The 22498-nt window shown below is 61.7% G+C and carries 18 protein-coding genes; 14 read left to right on the forward strand and 4 right to left on the reverse strand.

Going from position 1 to position 22498, the window contains the following annotated elements; all coding sequences use genetic code 11:
• The first annotated feature begins 238 nt into the window (after positions 1-238).
• The 5 genes from dnaK to exaC all read left to right on the forward strand — a co-directional run bounded on the left by dnaK (position 239) and on the right by exaC (position 6539).
• On the forward strand, positions 239-2101 hold the full coding sequence (dnaK, locus tag QP970_RS01630) for a molecular chaperone DnaK (RefSeq protein ID WP_284849532.1): 1863 nt from the start codon (positions 239-241) through the stop codon (positions 2099-2101).
• Positions 2101-2823: a nucleotide exchange factor GrpE gene (grpE, locus tag QP970_RS01635; protein ID WP_284849531.1), complete on the forward strand. Its 723-nt coding sequence runs from the start codon at positions 2101-2103 to the stop codon at positions 2821-2823. Before dnaK ends, grpE begins: the two co-directional genes overlap by 1 nt.
• A gap of 99 nt (positions 2824-2922) precedes the next feature.
• Entirely contained in the window at positions 2923-4128 is a 1206-nt protein-coding gene (gene dnaJ / locus QP970_RS01640; RefSeq protein ID WP_284869402.1) for a molecular chaperone DnaJ, read from the forward strand.
• Positions 4129-4148: 20 nt separating this feature from the next.
• Positions 4149-4685, forward strand: a complete 537-nt coding sequence (locus tag QP970_RS01645) for a heat shock protein transcriptional repressor HspR (protein ID WP_284869403.1) — start codon at positions 4149-4151, stop codon at positions 4683-4685.
• A 333-nt stretch (positions 4686-5018) separates the two neighbouring features.
• A complete protein-coding gene (exaC, locus tag QP970_RS01650) occupies positions 5019-6539 on the forward strand; it encodes an acetaldehyde dehydrogenase ExaC (protein WP_284771670.1) in 1521 nt (506 codons plus the stop codon).
• A gap of 14 nt (positions 6540-6553) precedes the next feature.
• Here exaC and QP970_RS01655 read toward each other — a convergent pair whose 3' ends face one another.
• Both QP970_RS01655 and QP970_RS01660 read right to left on the reverse strand, forming a co-directional pair.
• Complete coding sequence (locus QP970_RS01655; protein WP_284771671.1) at positions 6554-7732, reverse strand: alpha/beta hydrolase; 1179 nt, start codon at positions 7730-7732, stop codon at positions 6554-6556.
• Complete coding sequence (locus tag QP970_RS01660) at positions 7729-7992, reverse strand: hypothetical protein (protein WP_284849529.1); 264 nt, start codon at positions 7990-7992, stop codon at positions 7729-7731. The genes QP970_RS01655 and QP970_RS01660 overlap by 4 nt, the downstream gene beginning before the upstream one ends.
• 92 nt (positions 7993-8084) lie before the next feature.
• Between QP970_RS01660 and QP970_RS01665 the strand changes: the two genes are divergently transcribed.
• A complete protein-coding gene (locus tag QP970_RS01665) occupies positions 8085-8900 on the forward strand; it encodes a carbon-nitrogen hydrolase family protein (RefSeq protein ID WP_284869404.1) in 816 nt (271 codons plus the stop codon).
• Here QP970_RS01665 and QP970_RS01670 read toward each other — a convergent pair.
• Both QP970_RS01670 and QP970_RS01675 read right to left on the reverse strand, forming a co-directional pair.
• The gene (locus QP970_RS01670; RefSeq protein WP_284869405.1) at positions 8897-10129 is read right to left on the reverse strand and encodes an FAD-binding oxidoreductase; all 1233 of its coding nucleotides are present in this window, start codon (positions 10127-10129) and stop codon (positions 8897-8899) included. The genes QP970_RS01665 and QP970_RS01670 overlap by 4 nt on opposite strands.
• A gap of 57 nt (positions 10130-10186) precedes the next feature.
• Complete coding sequence (locus QP970_RS01675; RefSeq protein WP_284869406.1) at positions 10187-11437, reverse strand: NAD(P)-binding domain-containing protein; 1251 nt, start codon at positions 11435-11437, stop codon at positions 10187-10189.
• A gap of 132 nt (positions 11438-11569) precedes the next feature.
• On the opposite strand from QP970_RS01675, the gene QP970_RS01680 reads away from it, so the two are divergent.
• From QP970_RS01680 to fbaA, 8 genes are all read left to right on the forward strand, one after another.
• Positions 11570-12946 (forward strand): sodium/glutamate symporter, encoded by a 1377-nt coding sequence (locus tag QP970_RS01680; RefSeq protein WP_239270000.1) that lies wholly within the window; start codon positions 11570-11572, stop codon positions 12944-12946.
• Between the two features lie 373 nt (positions 12947-13319).
• The gene (gene clpB / locus QP970_RS01685) at positions 13320-15875 is read left to right on the forward strand and encodes an ATP-dependent chaperone ClpB (RefSeq protein WP_284869407.1); all 2556 of its coding nucleotides are present in this window, start codon (positions 13320-13322) and stop codon (positions 15873-15875) included.
• Between the two features lie 44 nt (positions 15876-15919).
• Positions 15920-16777 carry a sulfurtransferase gene (locus tag QP970_RS01690; protein ID WP_284869408.1) on the forward strand — a complete coding sequence of 286 codons (858 nt, stop codon included), beginning with the start codon at positions 15920-15922 and terminating at the stop codon, positions 16775-16777.
• A 73-nt stretch (positions 16778-16850) separates the two neighbouring features.
• Positions 16851-18548 carry a TtfA family protein gene (locus tag QP970_RS01695; protein WP_284869409.1) on the forward strand — a complete coding sequence of 566 codons (1698 nt, stop codon included), beginning with the start codon at positions 16851-16853 and terminating at the stop codon, positions 18546-18548.
• Between the two features lie 85 nt (positions 18549-18633).
• Positions 18634-19188 carry an orotate phosphoribosyltransferase gene (gene pyrE, locus QP970_RS01700; RefSeq protein WP_284644211.1) on the forward strand — a complete coding sequence of 185 codons (555 nt, stop codon included), beginning with the start codon at positions 18634-18636 and terminating at the stop codon, positions 19186-19188.
• Positions 19169-19930 carry a TrmH family RNA methyltransferase gene (locus QP970_RS01705; protein WP_284869490.1) on the forward strand — a complete coding sequence of 254 codons (762 nt, stop codon included), beginning with the start codon at positions 19169-19171 and terminating at the stop codon, positions 19928-19930. The genes pyrE and QP970_RS01705 overlap by 20 nt, the downstream gene beginning before the upstream one ends.
• Positions 19931-19983: 53 nt before the next feature.
• The gene (locus QP970_RS01710) at positions 19984-21189 is read left to right on the forward strand and encodes a glycoside hydrolase family 76 protein (protein ID WP_284869410.1); all 1206 of its coding nucleotides are present in this window, start codon (positions 19984-19986) and stop codon (positions 21187-21189) included.
• 184 nt (positions 21190-21373) lie between these two features.
• Positions 21374-22408: a class II fructose-bisphosphate aldolase gene (gene fbaA / locus QP970_RS01715; RefSeq protein ID WP_023024081.1), complete on the forward strand. Its 1035-nt coding sequence runs from the start codon at positions 21374-21376 to the stop codon at positions 22406-22408.
• The last annotated feature ends 90 nt before the right edge of the window (positions 22409-22498 follow it).

The raw sequence follows: 22498 nt of genomic DNA on the forward strand, positions 1-22498 counted from the left end.
CAGTAGGAGGGAGTGGAGTTTGAGGCTAAGAGCTGGGAAAATGGAACAATTTTTGAGGAGGGTTGAGCCGGCGGGAATAAGATTTGAGTGTGGGAGGTTATAAAGATTGAGTGACACAGGCTCAAGAATTTATGAACGAGTTTGCAACTTCTGTTAGAGTAGCGCTCGGACGCAACGAGAAGTTGAGTCACTCACAATCAACTTTATTAACTGCACTCGATAAAAAGGAGAATGAGTCATGGGACGCGCAGTAGGTATTGACCTTGGTACGACGAACTCCGTCGTTTCCGTACTGGAAGGTGGCGAGTCCACCGTTATCGCTAACTCCGAAGGCTCCCGCACCACGCCTTCCGTTGTAGCGTTTGCTAAGAACGGCGAAATCCTGGTTGGTCAGTCCGCCAAGAACCAGGCCGTGACCAACGTGGACCGCACCATCCGCTCCGTCAAGCGCCACATTGGTACTGACTGGACCGTCAACATTGATGACAAGGACTACACCTCCCAGGAGATTTCCGCTCGCACGCTGATGAAGCTGAAGCGCGATGCAGAGTCCTACTTGGGAGAGGATGTTACGGACGCCGTTATTACCGTCCCTGCATACTTCGAGGACGCACAGCGCCAGGCCACCAAGGAAGCCGGCCAGATTGCCGGCCTGAACGTCCTGCGCATCGTCAACGAGCCCACCGCGGCTGCACTTGCATACGGCCTGGAAAAGGGCGAGCAAGAGCAGACCATCCTGGTCTTTGACCTGGGTGGCGGCACCTTCGACGTGTCCCTGCTGGAAATCGGCGATGGCGTCGTTGAGGTTATGGCTACTGCAGGTGACAACACCTTGGGTGGCGATGACTGGGACCAGCGCATCGTTGACTGGCTGGTGGACCGCTTCAAGAGCTCCCAGGGCGTTGACCTGACCAAGGATAAGCGCGCCGTGCAGCGTCTGCGCGAGGCTGCAGAGAAGGCCAAGATTGAGCTGTCCTCCTCCCAGCAGGCCAACATCAACCTGCCTTACATCACCGTTGACTCCGACAAGAACCCACTGTTCTTGGACGAGACCCTGACCCGTACCGAGTTCCAGAAGATCACCCAGGATCTGCTGGACCGCACCAAGGCTCCATTCAACCAGGTCATCAAGGATGCTGACCTTTCCGTCGGCGATATCGACCACGTTGTGCTGGTCGGCGGTTCCACCCGTATGCCGGCCGTATCTGACCTGGTCAAGGAGCTGACCAGCAAGGAACCGAACAAGGGCGTTAACCCGGACGAGGTCGTTGCAGTAGGTGCTGCCCTCCAGGCAGGCGTGCTGCGCGGCGAGGTTAAGGACGTGCTGCTTCTCGATGTCACCCCGCTTTCCCTCGGCATTGAGACCAAGGGCGGCGTGATGACCAAGCTTATCGAGCGCAACACCACCATCCCGACCAAGAAGTCCGAGACCTTCACCACCGCAGAAGACAACCAGCCTTCCGTGCAGATTCAGGTCTTCCAGGGCGAGCGCGAGATGGCTACCGCCAACAAACTGCTGGGTTCCTTCGAGCTCGGCGGCATCGCACCGGCACCTCGCGGCGTGCCCCAGATTGAGGTCACCTTCGATATCGACGCCAACGGCATCGTCCACGTGACCGCCAAGGACAAGGGCACCGGCAAGGAAAACACCATCAAGATCCAGGAAGGCTCCGGCCTTTCGCAGGAAGAGATCGACCGCATGGTTAAGGACGCCGAGCAGCACGCTGAGGAAGACAAGAAGCGTCGCGAGGAGCAGGAGCTGCGCAATAACGCAGAGTCCACCTCCTACCAGACCCGCAAGTTCTTGGAGGATAACGAGGACAAGGTCTCTGAGGACACCAAGACCAAGGTCACCGAGGCTGCTGACGCCGTGGACGAGGCACTGAAGGGCGATGATCTCGATGCCATCAAGTCCGCAGTAGAGAAGCTGTCCACCGAATCCCAGGAGATGGGCAAGCAGATCTACGAGGCACAGGCTGCAGAGGGCGGCGCCGAGGGTGCTGGCGATGCCGGCGCCGCACAGGGCGACCCAAACGTGGTCGACGCTGAAGTTGTGGACGAAGACGAGAACTCCGACGACAACAAGGACGGCGACAAGTAATGACTCAGGACAGCGGAATGCCGCAAAACCCAGGCGACCCGGAAAACACGGATCCGGAGGCTACCTCGGCTGACCGCGCTGAGGCTGCCGCCGAAAAGGCCGAGGAAGCACAGGCTGCCAACGACGCACAGGCTGATGCCTCCGAAGAAGCCAAATTGGATCCCACCCTTGATGCTGACCTCGAAGACGCGCTGGCTGATGTCAACGCCGATGAGGTCGAGGCCGAGGAGGAGGGCGATGAGCTCACCTCCACCGGCGCTGCCACCAATGATGTGGAGGCGCAGTTGGCAGAACGCACGGAAGACCTGCAGCGTCTGAATGCGGAATACACCAACTACCGCCGCCGCACCGAGCGTGACCGCCAATCCGTTATCGAAACCGCGAAGGCAAAGGTCATTAGTGACTTGCTGCCGGTGCTCGATGACCTCGATTTGGCCAAGCAGCACGGTGACCTGGAGGGCCCGCTCAAGGCGGTTGCGGATAAGCTCCGCAAGGGCCTAGAGCAGCACAACCTCACCGCCTTTGGTGAAGAGGGCGAACCCTTCGACCCAGAGATGCACGAGGCCGTGCAGGATTTGTCCTCCGGCGATGAGCAGGTGCTCGGCACCGTGCTGCGCCAGGGCTACCGCGTAGGCGAGAGGCTGGTGCGCAACGCGCTGGTCATCATCGCGGACCCCGGTGAGGATTCCGGCAGTTCGGAAGGCACCGAACAAGCCGATTAATCCGGGAAAAGGGCGCCTTGGGAACTGACTGATTCAACTTCCCCCGGCGCCCTTTTTTACTAATTACAACCGATTCTTCTTGAAAGGAGGAGATGCCCAGTGAGCGCTAAACCCGAATGGGCAGACAAAGATTATTATGCGGATCTGGGGGTCTCCTCGTCCGCAGACCAAAGCGAGATCAAGCGCGCGTACCGCAAGCTTGCCCGCGAAAACCACCCCGATACCCACCCCGATGACCCCGCGGCAGCGGACCGGTTCAAGCGGGTTGCGGAAGCATACGATGTGCTTTCCGATGCCTCCGAACGCAAAGAATACGACCAGTTCAAGGCCATGCTGCGCAATGGCGGTGGCTTCGGACGGAACGGAGGCGCCGGCTTTCCCGGCGGGTTTCGATCCACGAACATGGGTGGACAAGGTGCGCAAGACTTCGACCTCTCGGACCTCTTCGGAGGTGCCACTGGAGGATCGTCTCAAGGCGGCGGTTTTGGGGATATCTTCGGTAGCGTTTTCAACCGCAGCGGTAGTGCTGGCCACTCAGCTAAACCGTCGCGGGGGGCCGACGTCGAAACGGAAATAACCCTCGATTTCCGCGAGGCCGCCAAGGGGACCACCATCCCGCTGGCCTTAAGCGGTAACGCGCCGTGCACCACGTGCCATGGCTCGGGTTCTTCCTCCGGCAAGACCTCAACGTGCGGGACCTGCAATGGCTCCGGATACACCTCGGAAAACCGCGGTGCCTTCGGCTTCTCCGCGCCGTGCAAGGATTGCGATGGCACGGGCCGCCGCATCACAGATCCGTGCCCAGACTGCAACGACACCGGAACGGTGCACCGCACCCGGAACATCACGGTCCGCATCCCCGCCGGCGTCATCGACGGCCAAAAGGTCCGTATCGCCGGCCAAGGCGAGGCAGGCCCGAATGGCACCCCGGCCGGTGACCTCTTCGTTGCGGTCACCGTCAGGCCTGACAAGGTCTTTACCCGCGACGGCGACGATATCCACATCACCGTCCCCGTCTCGTTTGCCGAGCTCGCCCTTGGTGACACCATCACGGTTCCTACCTTGGATAGCCCGGTCCGCGTGAAGATCCCGGCTGGCACCCCGGATGGCCGCACCCTGCGCGTGCGTGGGCGCGGCATTGCCAAGCGCGCCGGCAAGGCTGGCGACCTCTTGGTGAGCGTGCAGGTCACCGTGCCTTCCAAGCTCGATGCCGCGGCCTCCAGCGCCCTGCGTACCTATGCACAAGCCGAAAAGGACTCTGGCTTTAATCCCCGCGCAGACTGGGCCGGCGCGGAGAGCAATTAAGGCAGGAGGTGCATTGCACAATGAGTACTGGAAAGGCAGAAGGCTCCGCCACTGCGGTCTACGTCATTTCCGTGGCCGCCGAGCTTTCCGGGATGCACGCCCAAACCCTGCGCACCTATGACCGCATGGGTTTGGTCTCCCCGGCCCGCACTCACGGCGGTGGCCGCCGTTATTCGGATCGCGATATTGAATTGCTCCGCAAGATTCAGGCGCTGTCGCAAGACGATGGCGTCAACCTTGCCGGCATCAAATCCATCATCGAGTTAACCGAAGAGCGCGACCAGCTCGAGGCCGAACGCGATGCGCTTGCCGATGAGGTCCGCACCCTCCGCGACCAGCTCGCCGCCGGGCAGCGCCCGGGGGCACAGCACCCCCAAGCCCAGGGGCAGCACGCCCGCGGCGCACAAGGCCCACAAGGCTCGCGGACCCCGGTGCGTTCTCAACGCAGCGGTGAGCTCGTCCACGTTCCGCGGTCTACCTCCGTGGTGATGTGGAGCCCGCGCACCGCGCGCGATCGCAAACGCAATCGCCGAAACAACGGTAGCGAAACCGGATAAACCGCCTAACTCGTCCTGCGGACGAGAAACCTCAACTAAAACCCTCCATACCTTTTACGGCGTAGCGCCCGCACAGGAATGGAGGGTTTATCTCTGCCTAAAAGTCCCTCACCCCGGAAATGCCACACCCGCACAACCGGACTTTGGGCGGTGAAGAAATGTTAATTTCTCACCCCTATTTAGTGCGGAATGCGAAAAATTGCATTACTATGTCTGGAAAGCAGGTGAGGTACACCACAGTAGAACGCCTGCAGTGGTCCGAGCCATACACGGCAAGGACTATACCTGGCAAGAACCACAGTCGAGATTTCTGCACGAGAGGACACCACCATCATGACTTTGTACGCAGCACCCGGAACCGAAGGGGCCATCGTCAACTACCGCGACCGCTATGACAACTACATCGGTGGAAAGTGGGTGCCGCCAGTCGATGGCGAATACATGGACAACATCAGTCCCGTGACCGGCGAGGTATTTTGTCAGGTGGCCCGCGGCAAGGAAGCCGATATCAACGCAGCCATCGATGCCGCGGAAAAGGCGTTTGCAACCTTTGGCAAGACCACGCCGGCAGAGCGCGCACTCTTGCTGCACCGCATCGCGGACCGGATTGAAGAAAACCTCGAAAAGATCGCCGTCGCGGAGACCTGGGAAAACGGCAAGGCCGTCCGCGAGACCTTGGCTGCCGATATCCCGCTGGCCGTTGACCACTTCCGCTACTTCGCGGGCGCCATCCGTGCGCAGGAGGGCCGCCTGTCCCAAATCAGCGAAGACACCGTGGCCTACCACTACCACGAGCCACTCGGCGTTGTTGGCCAAATCATCCCGTGGAACTTCCCGCTGCTCATGGCCTCTTGGAAGATCGCACCGGCCCTGGCCGCTGGTAACTGCATCGTGCTGAAACCCGCGGAGCAAACGCCTGCATCCATCCTCTTGCTCATGGATATTATCGGCGACCTCCTCCCAGATGGCGTACTCAATATCGTCAACGGCGTGGGCGAGGAAGCCGGTGCGGCATTGTCGGGTTCGGATCGCATCGCCAAAATCGCGTTCACCGGCTCCACCCCAGTGGGCAAGCTCATCAATAAGGCCGCCGCGGACAAGGTCATCCCGGTCACCCTGGAGCTCGGCGGTAAGTCGCCGTCCATCTTTTTCAAAGACATCATGGATGAAGATGACTCCTACCTGGAAAAGTGCGTCGAGGGATTCGTCATGTTTGCACTCAACCAGGGCGAAGTCTGCACCTGCCCATCGCGCGCCCTGGTCCATGAGGATATTGCCGATAAGTTCTTGGAGCTCGCCATCGAACGCGTCAAGAAGATCAAGATCGGCCACCCGTTGGATACCGAAACCATGATGGGCGCCCAGGCCTCCCAGGAACAGATGGACAAGATTACCGAATACCTCAAGATCGGCCCAGAAGAAGGCGCGGAAACGCTCACCGGCGGCCACGTGAACAAGGTAGAAGGCCTCGAAAACGGCTACTACATCGAGCCCACGGTCTTTAAGGGCAGCAATGAGATGCGCATCTTCCAGGAGGAAATCTTCGGGCCAGTGCTGTCTGTGGCGACCTTCAAGGATTACGACGAGGCCATCGAGATCGCAAATACCACCAACTTCGGCCTCGGCGCCGGCGTGTGGTCGCGCCAGCAAAACATCTGCTACCGCGCCGGGCGCGATATTCAGGCCGGCCGCGTGTGGGTCAACCACTACCACGACTACCCAGCACACAGCGCCTTCGGCGGCTACAAGGAATCCGGCTTGGGCCGCGAGAATCACTTGATGATGCTCGGCCACTACCAGGAAACCAAGAACATGCTGGTCTCGTACTCCGACGCCCCCGCAGGACTCTTCTAAACCCACAGCCTGCTTTAATCCGCCCTCGATTCCCCGGAAGCCACCGTGCCCAAACCGCGCAGGAACTGCGGATCCTCCCAATAAGATCCGTGGTCCCCGGGCAGGCCATCCGCGCCGGGCAGGGGAGTGGCGCCAAAGGACTGGGTGGTGGGATCCGGACCATGGATTCCACTGAGTGGCCCCGTCGCGATAGCGATGGGGTCATTGTCATTGGTCGCCGCCCACACGGTGCCGTGCAGCTCGCGGGCATGCTGGGCGCTGGTGCCGGGGCTTCCCACGAGCACGATATCGGAGGCGATGTCCTCCTCGCGCGCCGCATATCCGGTCACGACGGAGCCATAGGAATAGCCCACCACCGTTCGCTTCGCGCCTGGATACCGCTTGCCGATGCCCCGCTGAAACCGCACCAGCTCCTGCCCCGCTGCCCGCGCGGGATCGGCATGCACGGCGCGCGGCAAACTCGACGGGGCCTGGTAGCCCAACCACACGGCGGCAGGACCACCGCTCGCCTTGGCGATATTGCGGCCACGGTCCACGGCGCGCTGCCAGGTAGTGGGGTCGGAGGAATGCACGCCTTCGACAAACGTGGTCACGGACGCAGGCTCCGTGCGAAAGCCCTCAGGATCCACCAGTGCCACCAGCCGGCCGGGGCTGGTCTCCACGATGCGCATATCGGGGTTATCCGCGGCCAGCTGCGCCACGCGGTCACTGGCCTGGACGAGGTTAATCTCGTGGATGGTATCGAGGGGAAGATCGGCAAAATCTTCCAGCCGCTGCGGCGGTTCCACCCCCGCGGGCGTGCAGAGGGCGTCGATTTCTTGGGAGCAGAGCCAATCGAGGGCATCGCCAAGCGCGCGCACCTCCCGCAGCAGCACGCCGCCAGCTAGCGCGGCGGGGCCAGAAAACTCATCAACCTTGCCTAGAAAAGAAATGATCCGCGCCTCCACCCCCTCGCGCCAGGCCTGCAGATCCGCGTGCCGGTCCAGCACCTCGATGACGTGCTCCATCTGCCCAAGCGGGCTACTCAGCCACTCGGTCGCCTCCGCCAAACCGGAGCGCGCCGCCACGCCCGCGGGCCCGCCCAGCGATAGAGACAGCCAATCGTGGTGCGAGTCCACATAGTGATTATGCAGACCAGCGCGGTCCGCGGCGAGCTGCGCGGCGCTGTGGCGCAGGGCGGTCGATAAATTCATCGCGTCCTCCCCAAGCTCGCGGCGAGCGAGGAATCGAGCGCGCCGCTGCGGTCCAGGAAGGAGTGGAGGCTGCGCAGGCGCTCGGAAACGGTGGCATCGCTAAGCTGCTGCGTCTCAGACCACTGCGCCACCGCGCGCTGGAGGGCGGCAGACGTCCGGGAGGCCACGCCTAAGCGTGCCCCCGGCATAGCCGCCGCCGGCCGCGCCCTCAAGGCGTCTACATGTGCGGGAAGGTGTTCAGGAATATCTACATAAGTCATGGCCTTAAGCGTGGCCGCTGCGGGCTGTAGCCGCGAGGGCAAAATCGCCAACCCTGTGGATAACTAGGTGACGCTGCACTAAGTTGGGGTTTATGAAAGTAGCAGCAGTGCAATTGACCTCCACCGGCAGCATCGAGGAAAACCAAGAACTCGCCCTGGATAAAATTCGTGAGACCGCGGCGGCGGGCGCGCGCCTTATCGTGCTGCCAGAGGCCGCCTCGCAGAACTTCCGCTCGGGCCGCCTAGACGAGCAGGCGCAGAACCTCGAAGGCCCGTTCGCCACCGCGATTCAGGAAGCGGCGGAGGAGTTGGAGGTCACCGTCGTCGTCGGCATGTTCTGCCCAGCCGATACCATCGAGCGCGAGGACAAGACCATCAACCGCGTATCCAATACCGCGCTCGTCGCGGGCCCTGGCGTGCTGGGCGGCTACGAGAAAATCCACACCTATGATGCCTTTGACTACCGCGAATCCGATACGGTGCAGCCCGGGGAATCCTTGGTGACCTTCGACGTCGATGACCTCACCGTCGGCGTCGTGGTCTGCTACGATATCCGTTTCCCAGAGCAGTTCAAGGACTTGGCGCGCGAGGGCGCGCAGCTCATCGTCGTGCCCACCAGCTGGGCGGATGGCCCCGGCAAGCTGGAGCAGTGGCGCCTGCTTACGGCCGCCCGGGCGCTGGATTCCACCAGCTATATCCTCGCCGCGGGCCAATCCCGGCCAGGCGGCAACGCGGAGGCTGGATCCCCCTCTGGACCGACCGGCATCGGGCACTCCACCATCGTCGATCCCAACGGCGTGCGCGTGGCCGAGGCCGGCTACGAAGACGAGATCCTCTACGCCGATATCGATCCGCACGAAGTAGCGAAGACGCGCCGCTCCCTACCGGTGCTAGAGCTTAACGACTAAGACTGCGCCGCGTAATCCTCCGGCAGCCACTCCCGGTCGCGGCCCCAGCTGTGGCTTAAGATCCACTGCTTGCCGATGCCCCTTTTCTCCAACCCCTTCCTCGCTTCCGCCACCTCCTCGGCGCTGCCGAAGAGGGCGAAGTAGGTGGGCGTGCCTGTGGATAACTCGACCTCGTTGACTACTACATCGGTCGGGTCGGGGGAGAGGGTGTGGGTGGCGGCATCGGCAAGCGGCCGTGCGCCCAGCAGCCACGGGTCGTTTTCCTGCCGGATGATGCGACGCAGGCTGAGATCGGGGTAGAGTGCCGCAAGGTTCTGCTGGAAATGCGTGTCATAGTGCGCGCCGGGGCTATCCGCAACGGCGAAAATCTGTAGGGACAAGTTCTTCGCGAGGCCCTCCTCGCCCGCATCCGCGGCCTGGCGCGCCGCCAGCGCCAAGCACCGCGCCGCCGCCCAGCCCGTGCCATAGGCCACGATGACCAGCCTGCCCCCGCGCAACGCGCGCAGGTCCTGCCAGATGGACCCGGTGGGCCGGCCCAAAGTCCACCAATCGCCCGGCTTGGTATGCGCAAGCGACCGCGAGGCCTCGCCCACCGCGGCGACGTGGAAGACCAGCTGGCCGGTGGCATCGCTGGGCTGGGCTGGGGTGAGCATGCGCCATTGGCCGGGAAGGTACTGGGTGGTGACGGGGAAATACTGCCCCGGCTCGAAGGCAGCGGGCATTCCCGCCTCGACGCGAATGACCGCGGTTTCGCGCGTCGGCCGCTCCACCGCAACCACCTGCCCCGAATACGCCGGCGCCTCCCCAGCCAGGTCCGCCTCGCGCGCCGCACTGGCCATTTCCTCGCAAACCTGGTGGATGACGGCACAAGCGAAGTCGTATTGGTACCGCGTCAGCGCCAAAACCCGCAGGCCCTTGATGAGCGCCTCCTCGAACCGCGCATACACCTCGGCCGGGAAGCCGTGCCTGCGGTGATCGCGGCCGAGCTGCGCGATCTTCTCACGGACGGCCTCGGGCAGCGTGGCCTCAACCCCCACCCCAGCACCGGCGCTGCTGGGCTCCGCATGTTCAATCACCCACGCCAATGCGTGCACCATGGACCGGTGGGTGTCCTGCATAGAAAGGGAAAAGACCTGCCGCGCTTCCGGCACCATGAGGAAAAACTGCTCATGCACCGCATCGCGGTAGTCGTCTGCATACTTCCGGAAGTGCTCGCCCAATTCCCACATGTTTTCCCATCCTAGTGTGCTTGCCTGCCTTTTAGCGTGCGCATTTTCGTCCCCGCGCTATAGGTCCAGCACCTTGATAACCTCGCGCGCCGCCATGCGACCCGCCCGCGTCGCTCCCACCGTCGAGGCGGTCGACCCATAGCCGGCGAGGAAAACCCGCGGGTTCGCGACAGGCGAGACCTCGTTGCGCATGACAATCCCGCCCTTGCGTGAGCGCAATCGCAACGGTGCCAGGTGGTCCAGCACCGGGCGGAAACCGGTATTCCAAAAGATGACGTCCACCGCCAAGTGCGTGCCCGCCGGATACGGCTGCCATGCCGCCACGCTTTCCGATGCCCCCGCCACCTCACTGCTCACATCAGTTCTGCCGCCGGCCGCCGTCTCGCCGTCTGTCACCGTCGAGTGGTCCGCCGCAGCGTCACCCCTCGCGGCGGCCCCGCCGCTCGCAGACCCGCTAAACCGCACGCCGGTCGCGTCAATGGCATTGAACATGCCGCGCGAGACCAGAACGCCGCGCTCGACCGCATCCAGGTATTCCTGCCAGGGCGGAATCCCGGTGGTCGAGACCACCGAGGCCGGCGGGCTGCCGCTAAAGACCCGCTCGCGGACCTTCTTTTCCACATCCAAGCCCCACTGCTTATCGAACTCCGTATTCGTAAAATCCGGCGCCCGCCGCGTGGCCCAGGTGGTCTGGGCGATGCCCTCAAGTTCCAATAGAAACTGCACCGCGGATAGCCCACCGCCGACGACCAACACGCGCTGGCCTGCAAAATCCTCCGCCGACGAATAGTCCTTGGTGTGCAATTGGCGCCCGCCGAAACTGCTAATACCCGGAATATAAGGAATATACGGCCTATCCCACGTGCCGGTGGCGTTAACGATGGTGTCCGCAGAAAACTGCTCGCCGGACTCCAGCGTCACGAGAAACGCGCCGCGTGCGCCGCGGGGATTGCGCGCGCCGCGCGCGCCGGGTTCTCCGGGCAGGGCACGGACGCTGCGGACGCGCGCCGGGCGGTAGGACCGAAGTTGGAACTTGTCCTCGTAGGCGCCGTAGTAGGCGGCGACTACGTGGGAGGCGGGGGAGGAGGCATCGGCAAGCGGGGCGGGCATGCCCGGCAGATCCGCGATGTTATGGGCCTTTCCCAGCGTTAGGGAATCCCACCGGTGACGCCAGGCGCCGCCGGGGGCGGGGTTGGCATCGATAAGCAAAAAGTCTTGGGCGGGGATCAGGCCGCGGGAGGTGAGCTGCTGGGCCGTTGCCAAGCCTGCCTGGCCCCCGCCGATGATGATGCTGAGGTAGTGCTCCACCGTGCCATTGTAACGGGGGTGAAAAATCCGCCGTATGTTGTGGCTCACTACATGATAGGTAATGTACTTTTTATCTGCGCGCTCGCTACTCGTGAGCAGCCTGCCATAACTGCACAGCTAGAAAGGATTCCCATGGAAGATTTTTCCGCTTATACGCTCATGCTGGACGTGGGTTGGATTTCCTTACTCATGGTCATCGGCAATATTTTGCGCCACCAAGTGAAGTTTATCTTCCAGGACTTATTGCTGCCTGCCCCCATTACCGCCGGCCTGCTTGGCCTGCTGGTCGGGCCCAACGTGCTGGGCTGGATCAACTTCTCCGATAACCTCGGCGACTACACCTCCATCCTCATCGCCGTGGTCTTTGCCTCGATGGCGTATTCCATGGAGGTTGGCGGCAACATGGGCAAGGGCGCGCGCAATATGTGGGGCTATTCCACCATGATGTTTACCGGCCAGTGGGGCCTTTTCATCGTGCTGGGCCTGCTCTTCTTCGCCCCGGTCTTTGATACCCCGAACTGGTTCGGCATGATGCTGCCGGTTGGATTTACCGGTGGCTTCGGCACGGCCGCCGCTGTGGGTGGCGCGCTGGAGGGCGTTGGCGCCGAGGCGGCAGCGTCTCTGGGCTTTACCTCCGCGACCGTCGGCACGCTGGCCGCAATTATCGGCGGTGTCATCGCTGGTAACTGGGGCATCCGCAAGGGCAAGGTGTCCTACGTTCCCAAGGAGCTGCCGGAGGAGATTCGCCGCGGCTACATCAAGAACCTGGATGATCGCCCCTCCCTCGGCCGCGCGACCACCAACCCTTCTTCCATCGAGCCGCTCGCGCTGCACTTCGGCTTCATCATTCTCACGGTCATGACGGCGTACGGCGTCAATAAGGGCATCTCCAGCATTTGGGAAAATGTTTCCATCCCGCTCTTTGCGATGTCCATGGTTATCGGCCTCATCTTTCGCGCCATCATGAACTTCGCCGGCGCCGAGGACTACCTGGATAAGGATTCCGTATCCTCCATCTCCGGTGCCGCTACCGATTACCTCATCGCCTTCGGTGTGGCCGCCATTGTTCCTGCCGCTATCGCCTCCTACTGGCAGGCACTGCTCGTTCTGTTCATTCTGGGCACCATCTTCTGTACCTTCTTCTTGATGTGGTTCCCCGCCGAGTTCTTTGGCGAGCGCTGGATCGAGCGCGGCATCTTCGGCTGGGGCTGGGCGACGGCCACCGTGGCTACCGGCATCGCCGTGCTCAAGATCGTCGACCCGAAGCTGAAGTCCGGCACGCTGTCCGAATACGGCATGGCCTACATCGGCTTCGGCCCGTTCGAGATTTCGTGGACCATCATTGCACCAATGGCGGTGATGTACGGGTTTACCGGCGCGTTCGGTGCCGTTTCGCTGGCCATTTCCATCGGCGTGTACCTGACGTTCAAATTCATGGGCTTGCTCCCGCCGCGCGGCACGATTTTCAAAGAGGGCATCGGCCACGTGGGTCAGAAACAAGAAACCTAGCCCTCACATATCTACTCTGCGCAAGCCGGGCTCCCACATTTTTGGTGTGGCGGCCCGGCTTTGTTGTGCCGCCAATTCGCTTGCTTGCCGATGCCCCCTTAACCCCCACCTCGATTGCACCGTGCACCCCCACTCCTAGGCCGGCCGGACTTCGGTAGGGCTGTTGTGACAGCGCGGCGTGCTCACTCCTATGCCGACAGGACTTGGGTAGGGCTGTTGCGGCATTGCGGCAGAGCTGAGGAGCATAGCGTGGGAAGTTGAGCCAGGTGGACTCAAAAAATTTGGGTTGAGTGGAATAGGCTCAACTTTATGTGCGTTATACCTAGTGAATCCTTAAAATGGACGAATAAATCTTAGAAGGAGAAACGTACACATGAGTTCTTTTAACCCCACCACCAAAACACAAGAGGCTCTGCAGGAAGCCCTGCAGACCGCTTCCGCGAATGGCAACCCGGATATCCGCCCGGCGCACCTGCTGGCGGCCATCCTTGGGCAGGAAGGCGGCATTGCCGCGCCAGTGCTCAAGGCCACCGGCGTTGACCCGGATACCGTGCTGAAAGAAGCACGCGAGCTGGTTAACTCTTATCCCAGCGCCGAGGGCGCCAATATGTCCAACCCGCAATTCAACCGGGATGGCTTAAACGTACTGACCAAGTCGCAGGAATTGGCGGGCGAGCTTGGCGATGAGTTTGTGTCCACCGAAGTCCTCCTCGCCGCCATCGCCGGTTCGAAGACCGACGCTGCCGAGTTGCTGACCGGCCGCGGCGCAACCTACGACGCCATCAAGGGCGCCTTCCCCTCCGTGCGCGGGGCCGCCAAGGTGACCTCGGAGAACCCGGAAGACCAATTCCAGGCCCTAGAAAAGTACGCCACCGACCTCACCGCGCGGGCGCGCGAGGGCAAGATCGACCCGGTCATTGGGCGCGATCAGGAAATCCGGCGCGTCGTCCAGGTGCTTTCGCGCAGGACGAAGAACAATCCGGTGTTGATTGGTGAACCGGGCGTCGGCAAGACTGCGATCGTTGAGGGCCTGGCCCGCCGCATCGTGGCTGGCGACGTCCCTGAGTCCCTAAAGGGCAAGACGCTTATCAGCCTGGATCTCGGTTCCATGGTCGCCGGCGCCAAGTTCCGCGGCGAGTTCGAAGAGCGCCTTAAGACTGTGCTGGATGAAATCAAGCAATCTGAGGGCGAAATCATTACCTTCATCGATGAGTTGCACACCATCGTCGGCGCCGGCGCTACCGGCGAAGGCTCCATGGATGCCGGCAACATGATTAAGCCCATGCTGGCCCGCGGCGAGCTGCGCCTCGTCGGTGCCACCACGCTGGATGAATACCGCAAGTACATCGAAAAGGACGCCGCCCTCGAGCGCCGTTTCCAGCAGGTTTATGCTGCAGAGCCGTCCGTGGAAGACACCATCGGTATCCTGCGCGGGCTCAAGGAGCGCTACGAGGTCCACCACGGCGTGCGCATCATGGACTCCGCCTTGGTGTCTGCAGCGGAGCTATCGAACCGCTACATCACCAACCGCTTCCTGCCGGATAAGGCCATCGACCTAGTCGATGAGGCCGGCTCCCGCCTGCGCATGGAAATCGACTCCTCGCCGCAGGAAATCGATGAGCTCGAGCGCATCGTTCGCCGCATGGAGATCGAGGAGCTCGCGCTGAAGAAGGAATCCGACGCCGCCTCCAAGGACCGCCTGGCCGCCCTGCAGGGCGAGCTCGCGGACCAGCGCGAAAAGCTCGGCGAGCTCAAGGCGCGCTGGGCCAACGAGAAGAAGGCCATCGATGACGTGCAGGATATTAAGGAAGATCTCGATGATCTCCGCCGCCAAGCAGAAATTGCCGAGCGCGACGGCGACCTCGCCCTAGCCTCCGAGATCAACTACGGCAAGATCCCGCCGCTGGAAAAGGACCTGGCAGCAGCCGAGGAAAAGGCCGCCGCCCAGCGCAATACCATGCTGGATGAGGAGGTCAGCCCGGACACCATCGCGGAGGTCGTCTCTGCGTGGACCGGCATTCCCGCCGGCAAAATGCTGCAGGGCGAGACCGAGAAGCTGCTGAACATGGAATCGGTGTTGGGTAAGAGGGTCGTCGGCCAGCGCGAGGCCGTGACCGCTGTGTCTGATGCCGTGCGTCGCTCCCGCGCGGGCGTGGCTGACCCCAATCGCCCGACCGGCTCCTTCCTCTTCCTCGGCCCCACCGGCGTGGGTAAGACGGAGCTGGCTAAGGCGCTCGCGGACTTCCTCTTCGACGATGAATCCGCCATGGTGCGCATCGATATGTCCGAGTACGGCGAGAAGCACTCCGTTTCCCGGCTCGTCGGTGCCCCTCCGGGATACGTCGGCCACGAAGCCGGCGGCCAGCTCACCGAGGCCGTGCGGCGTCGGCCTTATACGCTCGTGCTTTTCGACGAAGTGGAAAAGGCCCACCCCGACGTCTTCGACGTCCTCCTCCAGGTCCTGGATGAGGGGCGGCTTACCGATGGCCAGGGTCGCACCGTCGACTTCCGCAATACCGTCATCATCCTGACGTCCAACCTGGGCGCCGGCGGTACGAAGGACGAGACGATGGAGGCCGTAAAGCGGGCCTTCAAGCCGGAGTTCATCAACCGCCTCGATGACGTGGTGATGTTCGAGCCGCTGTCGGAGGAACTGCTGCGCGGCATCGTGGATATCCAGCTGCGCGGTCTTACCGAGCGCCTGGAGGCCCGACGCCTGACGCTGCAGGTATCCGATTCCGCCAAGTCCTGGTTGGCCGACCGCGGCTATGACCCCGCCTACGGCGCCCGTCCGCTGCGCCGGACCATCCAGCAGGCTATCGGTGACAAGCTGGCGAAGAAGCTTTTGGCCGGTGACATTGCCGATGGCGATACCGTCCACGTCGACGTCGCCGATGGCGGCGCGGAGCTGGACATTTCCGCTCGCTAAATTACCGGGCGAAAAATAATGCTCATGCCTTTAGACTGGAAGGCATGAGCATTTTAGTTTCCCCGCAGGAACTCAAAGAATCCATCTACCACGGCGATCGTTTCACTCTTCTCGGCACCCACTGGCACCCCAAGACGGGCCAGAGCTTCATCGACTTTGCGTCCCAGCACATCCCCACCGCACTTTTCGGTGATACCGGTGCGGCCTTCGTCGGCCTTCCCGGCTCGCGCAATGGCCGCAACCCGCTTCCCGATGAAGACAAGCTGCAAGCCTGGATCCGTTCTTGGGGCCTGCAGGAAGACCGCCCCGTGGTGGTCTATGACGAGGGCCGCGGGCTTTTTGCCGGCCGCGCGTGGTGGACGCTGCGCTGGGCCGGCCTAACTGATGTGCGCATCCTCGATGGCGGCCTGGAAAACTGGCTCGCGAACGGCTACCAGACCATCACGGGTCCGGGCAATATCGCGGTCGGCTCGAAGTTCGAGGTCACTCCCGGCCAGCTGCCTACCGCCACGATTGAAGACGTCCGCGAGCACGATGGCGTGCTCATCGATACCCGCTCGAGTAACCGCTTCGCCGGCCGCCGCGAGAACCTGGATTTGAAGGCAGGCCACATCCCCGGTGCGGTCAATGTTCCCGAGCTCCTCTTCCACAACGATGGGGTGCGCACGTTGAAGTCGCCGGATGAAATCCGTGAGGTGCTGGCCGCTGCCGGATTGACTCAAGAAAATACCAAGGATGCAATCATCTATTCCGGTTCGGGCAACCACTCCGCGCTGGCGCTCGTGGCGATGGAGGGCGCAGGATTTACCGGCCTGCGCCACTACATCGGTGGCTGGTCGCAGTGGTCGGCAGACCCGACCAACCCGGTAGAACGCGGGGATAGGACTTCGGTTAACGATTAATTCCAATTAATCGCTCCGACTCCGACTGGTACCGGCACCGTGGGGTGCCGGTACCTATTATTATCAGGAGATGATGGCTTCTTTACTCCTGATTTTCGCACTCGTGCTCGGCATCGCCGGTGGCTTTTTGCTGTACTACGATCGCACGCAGCGCGCAGCCGATGCCCAGCGAGACACCGCATCCCAGCACGACCCGAAAGACTGGGACACCCGGGAAGACCAGGATGCGCCTTCCCACGCAAGCCCCGAAACTGAAGAGGGCGCGGAAGACACCACAGACTCCGAAGCAGTGACAGATCCTGAGAGCGAAGGCGGTACTGAGGCCCACCCCGGTTTCGCGGCGAAGTACTCACCGTCTCCCGATGCTGAATCCGATTCTTCCTCCGCTACCTCTTCAGGCCGTCACCATCGCACTGCGGACGATTCAGACCGCAGCGATGACGACAAGGGCAGCGGTGACGACAAGATCAGCAAAGACAAAGCTAACGCCGATAGAGGCGGAGCCGAAACCCGCGCCAGCAAGACTGAGGCTCTTTCTGACAATGACGTTGTAAAAGGCAGCGCCAACACTGCAGGCAACACTGAAAAGACGTCGGAAATTGGCGCAGATTCTGACGTTAACCAGGATGCGGACTTGGACCCAGAAACGGAATCGGGTGCGGGCGACGTCGTCGAAGAGGCGGGCCAAGAGGGGACTGAAGAACAACCGGAAGGGCACGCTAAGTCCAAGCCGGTAGGGCGGCCGCGGCCGCTAATCCCTGGCACCATTCGTCGGGAGCGCAAGAACTGGGCGGAAACCCGGGGCTTTGAGTACATGAAGTCGGACCAGTATCTTGTCGATGAATGGACGAGGGGAGTGGCCTCCTCCGGCGCCGCGCCGAAAGATATCGTTGCCGGCAACGTGTACGGCCACGAAATGCTGCTGATGGATATTGACGGCGTCAATGTGATGGCGATGCGGACGGGAGCGGCATCGGATGTGGTCATTGATTTCCAGCGCTTCGGCAGCCAGGAGGCCGAGATGTCCGAGGACCTGTTGATGGCCATGAGCATCGAAGGGTTTGATGTATATTCCTCCGATCGCGGCGTGGCGGAGCGGATGGTGGACGAGCGCGTGCGAATTGCGTTGCAGCGCATGCCGGAGGTGGTGTCGGCGCTGTGGTTGGAAACCGAGTGGGTTTTGGCACAAACCACCAAGCATTCGCGCACCGCGGATTGGGAGGCAATGCTCCCGCCCTTGGCTTTACTTGCCGATGCTTCCCGCGTTCTCCCACCCCGTTCCTCCTCCGTGCATACCATCCACCTTGAGGACTTGGACCCGGCCAGGGAGATTCCCGCCGCGCCTGTGGTCGACGCGGTGGGTGGAACAGCGGCGGCGGGACAGCCGGAGTTTTCCCGGCCGGTCATTCAACGGCCGGAGGAACCGTTGGATATGCCCTCGCGCACGTATTCTGAGACCCGCGGCCCAGTTGAGCACACGGCGATTGGGGCGGACGAGGTCGATGCCATTGCCGATGGCAATGAACGCCCCACCCCCGACTCGGGCACCGCCCGCCTGCCGCGCCAGCAATTCGGGGAGGCTTCCATCTTCGACGACGCTTCCGATGATGCTTTTGGTGACGACCTCGGTGACGCGGCCAAAGACTCGTCCACCGGCTCAACCAGAAATTCCTCTCGAGGCAGCTCCCAAGACGCCAGTGGCACGGCCGCTGCACGGGAGAAAGAGGATACAGACCGTCATGACGATTCCGGGTCGCAGCAGGGAGAGTAGCCTAGAATGTTGCGTTGGCCCACATAGCCAGGACTTTCCTCATATGCTGAAAACTCTAAAGAAACTCTAGAAAAGGAGCAATGCGATGACTGAAGTGCACCTGCAAGAAGACAAGAAGAAGCGTCTCGCGGAACTGGTCAAGGAGCTTGCCGTGGTGCATGGCAAGGTTACTCTGTCCTCGGGCAAAGAGGCCGATTACTACGTTGATTTGCGGCGTGCGACCTTGCACCACGAAGCCTCCCGCCTCATCGGATCCTTGCTCCGCGAGCTCACCGCCGATTGGGATTTCGCGGCCGTGGGAGGACTAACCCTTGGCGCGGATCCGGTAGCGACCTCCATCATGCATGCCGATGGTCGCGATATCGACGCCTTCGTCGTACGCAAGGAAGCTAAAAAGCACGGCATGCAGCGCCGCATCGAGGGCGCGGATGTGACCGGAAAGAAGGTGCTGGTGGTCGAGGACACCACCACGACCGGCAACTCGCCGCTCACGGCAGTCGCCGCATTGCGCGAGGCTGGAGCAGAGGTGGTCGGTGTAGCTACCGTCGTTGACCGCGCTACCGGCGCCGAGGACGTCATCTCGGCCGAGGGCCTTGAATACCGTTCCCTGCTTGGCTTGGATGACCTTGGGCTCGCGTAACGAGGTGGACCAGGCACGCCAGGCGGATCCGGTTGGGCAGGCCGAGAGTTCTGCGCAACCAGAGCAGCAGGAGCAGCGAGAGCAGCCCGAGGAGGCGAAGGGGCCGACCGAATGGAATGAGGGTCGCCACGGCGTGGGGCCCTGGGAAGGGCCCTGGCCACAAGGGCCGGAGGCGGAAAAATACGATCCGGAGCTCCTGCGCGAGGGCGACCGACGCAATGTCGTCGACGCGTATCGGTATTGGCGGAGGGAGGCGATTAAGGGGGACATCGATAAGCGGCGGCACAGCCTGCATATCGCCATCGAGAACTTTGAAAATGACGCCAATATCGGCACCGTCGTGCGCACCGCCAATGCCTTTGCCGTCGATACCGTCCACATTGTGGGGCGGCGCCGGTGGAACCGCCGCGGCGCCATGGTAACGGATAGGTATCAGCATCTGCGGCATCATGAGAGCGTCGATAAGCTCATTGCCTGGGCCGCCGAGGAAGACCTCACGGTCGTGGCCATTGATAATACCCCCGGTTGCGTGCCCCTCGAAACCGCCGAACTGCCGGAACGCAGCCTGCTGCTATTCGGGCAAGAAGGCCCCGGAGTAAGCGCCGCCGCGCAAGACGCCGCCCTGATGACCTGCTCCATCGCGCAATTTGGCTCCACGCGGTCCATCAACGCTGGTGTGGCCGCGGGCATCGCCATGCATACCTGGATCCGGCAGCACGCCGATCTGCACAATTCCTGGTAAGAGACCGTTACACTAACTGTAATAAACCTTGCTACTGGAGTGATAAAGAAATCGTGGAAGAAAAGTGGGCCCACCGCGCCGAACTCGCGGAAACCGCCATTGATGAGCGCCATGCGCATTCCGTATGGGGCCTGCCGCGAACCAACCTCGCCATCGTCAGCTGGCCGCCCACCACGAAAGAAAAACTCCTCGTGCACTGGCACTACTGGTGGCAGGCGCACTACCTCGATTGCCTCGTCGATGCGGCGGAGCGGAAGAATACTAAGGCCCGCCGCCAGCGCATCCTTGACACCATGCGCGGGATTCGCGTGCGGAATCTTGCGCAGCTGACCAAGAATAAGTACTTCGATGACAAAGCCTGGCTCGCCCTCGCTTTCGGGCGCGTGGGCAAGGTAAAGAAGATGAAATCGCCCAAGGCGTTGGCGTCTTTGCAGGGCAATATCACCGAAGGCCTCGATGACTCGCTGGGGATATTGCCGTGGCGCGACGGAGAGAACTTCATGAACGTGCCGGCCAATGGGCCCGGTGCCATCATGCTCGCGCGGATGGGCGATATCACCGCGGCCCGCCGCATCGTTGACTGGGTCTACGACAACTTGGTCAATGAAGATGGCTTCATTATGGACGGCGTGCGCATGCGCATGGACGGCCCCGAAATTGTCAAACAAGTCCACCCGTACTGCCAAGGCGTGATGTTGGGGGCATGCCTGGAGATTGTGTTGGCGATGCGGGAGGAGTCGAGCATCGGCAAGCTAGAGCAGATCGACAGCGTCTACGAGGCCGAACTGGCATCCGAGATGATGAGCTACATCATTAAGATTCGGGGCCTGGTGCAGGCTATTGCTTCCGGGATGGCGACTCCCTCCGGCGTCGTAGATTGGGAGACCGGTGATGGTGATGGCGGCCTGTTTAAGGGCATTCTGATGCGCTATCTTGCCGATGTTGCCGTGCGGTTGCCCGGGGACTCGCCCGCGAACCGGGCCACCAAGAAGCTGGCGACCCGGATGGTTGTGGCGTCTGCCGAATCCGTGTGGGAGCACCGGCTCGAGGTTGATGGCTTGCCAATTTTTGGCTCTGACTGGACTGCCGATGCCCGCCTTCCGCACAACTACGGCTTCGGGCACACAACCGTGAGCGAGAAGATGGGCATCATTCGCGTGGATGAGCGCGACCTATCCGTGCAGCTGTCTGGTTGGATGCTTCTGGAGGCGTGTGCTCGGGTGGCTCGTGACCTGCATAAAACATCGGGTCGCGATTAACCGCGTTTAACCGTGCTGTTAAACACCTTGCGCGGGGTTTGTCGTGTGGGGGCGCGTCATTTTTGAGAGTTGGGTAGTAAACACAGGAAATGTCACACCAATTTTGCGGCGGGATTCCGGAAATATGGGCATAATTGGGTGTTGGAACGTGTTTGACCGCAATCCCACTTAAGGATGGAATTTCATGCCAATTGCAACCCCCGAGGCGTATAACCAGATGCTGGACACCGCGAAGCAGAACGGCTTCGCATTTCCAGCCATCAACTGCACCTCGTCTGAAACGATCAACGCAGCACTGAAGGGCTTTGCCGAGGCAGAGTCTGACGGCATCATCCAATTCTCCACCGGTGGCGCAGAGTTCGGCTCTGGCCTCGCGGTCAAGAACAAGGTTAAAGGTGCTCAGGCCCTAGCCGCTTTCGCGCACGAGGCAGCGAAGCACTACGGCGTCAATATCGCCCTGCACACCGACCACTGCCAGAAGGAAGTTCTGGACGATTACGTTCGTCCGCTGATGGCCATCTCCCAGGAGCGCGTCGACCGCGGCGAGAACCCGCTTTTCCAGTCCCACATGTGGGATGGCTCTGCTATTCCGATCGATGAAAACTTGGTCATCGCCCAGGAGCTTCTGGAAAAGGCGAAGAAGGCACACATCATTCTCGAGGCAGAGATTGGTGTTGTCGGCGGTGAAGAAGACGGTGTCGAGGCCAAGGCCGGCGATAACCTGTACACGACTCCGGAAGACTTTGAAAAGACCATCGATGCCCTGGGCACCGGCGAGAAGGGCCGCTACCTGTTGGCCGCAACCTTCGGCAACGTGCACGGCGTCTACAAGCCCGGCAACGTGAAGCTGCGCCCTGAGGTCCTGCTGGAGGGCCAGAAGGTTGCGCAGAAGAAGCTCGGCCTGAGCGAGGGCGAGCACGCCTTTGACTTCGTCTTCCACGGCGGTTCCGGTTCCGAGAAGGAAAAGATCGAAGAGGCGCTGCGCTACGGCGTCATCAAGATGAACGTGGACACCGATACCCAGTACGCGTTTACCAACCCAGTGGCTCGCCACATGATGGAAAACTACGACGGCGTGTTCAAAATTGACGGCGAGGTAGGCAACAAGAAGGTCTACGACCCACGCTCCTATCTGAAGAAGGCAGAGCAGGGGATGTCCGAGCGCGTCATCGAGGCATGTCAGGACCTCCACTCCGTGGGTAAGACCACGGCCAAGTAGGACGAGTCCCAATTAGCTTCATGTTGAGCTGAAGCCTAAGGCGCGACCGTGCAGTAGGCACGACGGAGTAGCCGCTTCCCCCTGTGTGGG

This window comes from Corynebacterium sp. MSK073 (assembly GCF_030232085.1).
Lineage (GTDB): Bacteria > Actinomycetota > Actinomycetes > Mycobacteriales > Mycobacteriaceae > Corynebacterium.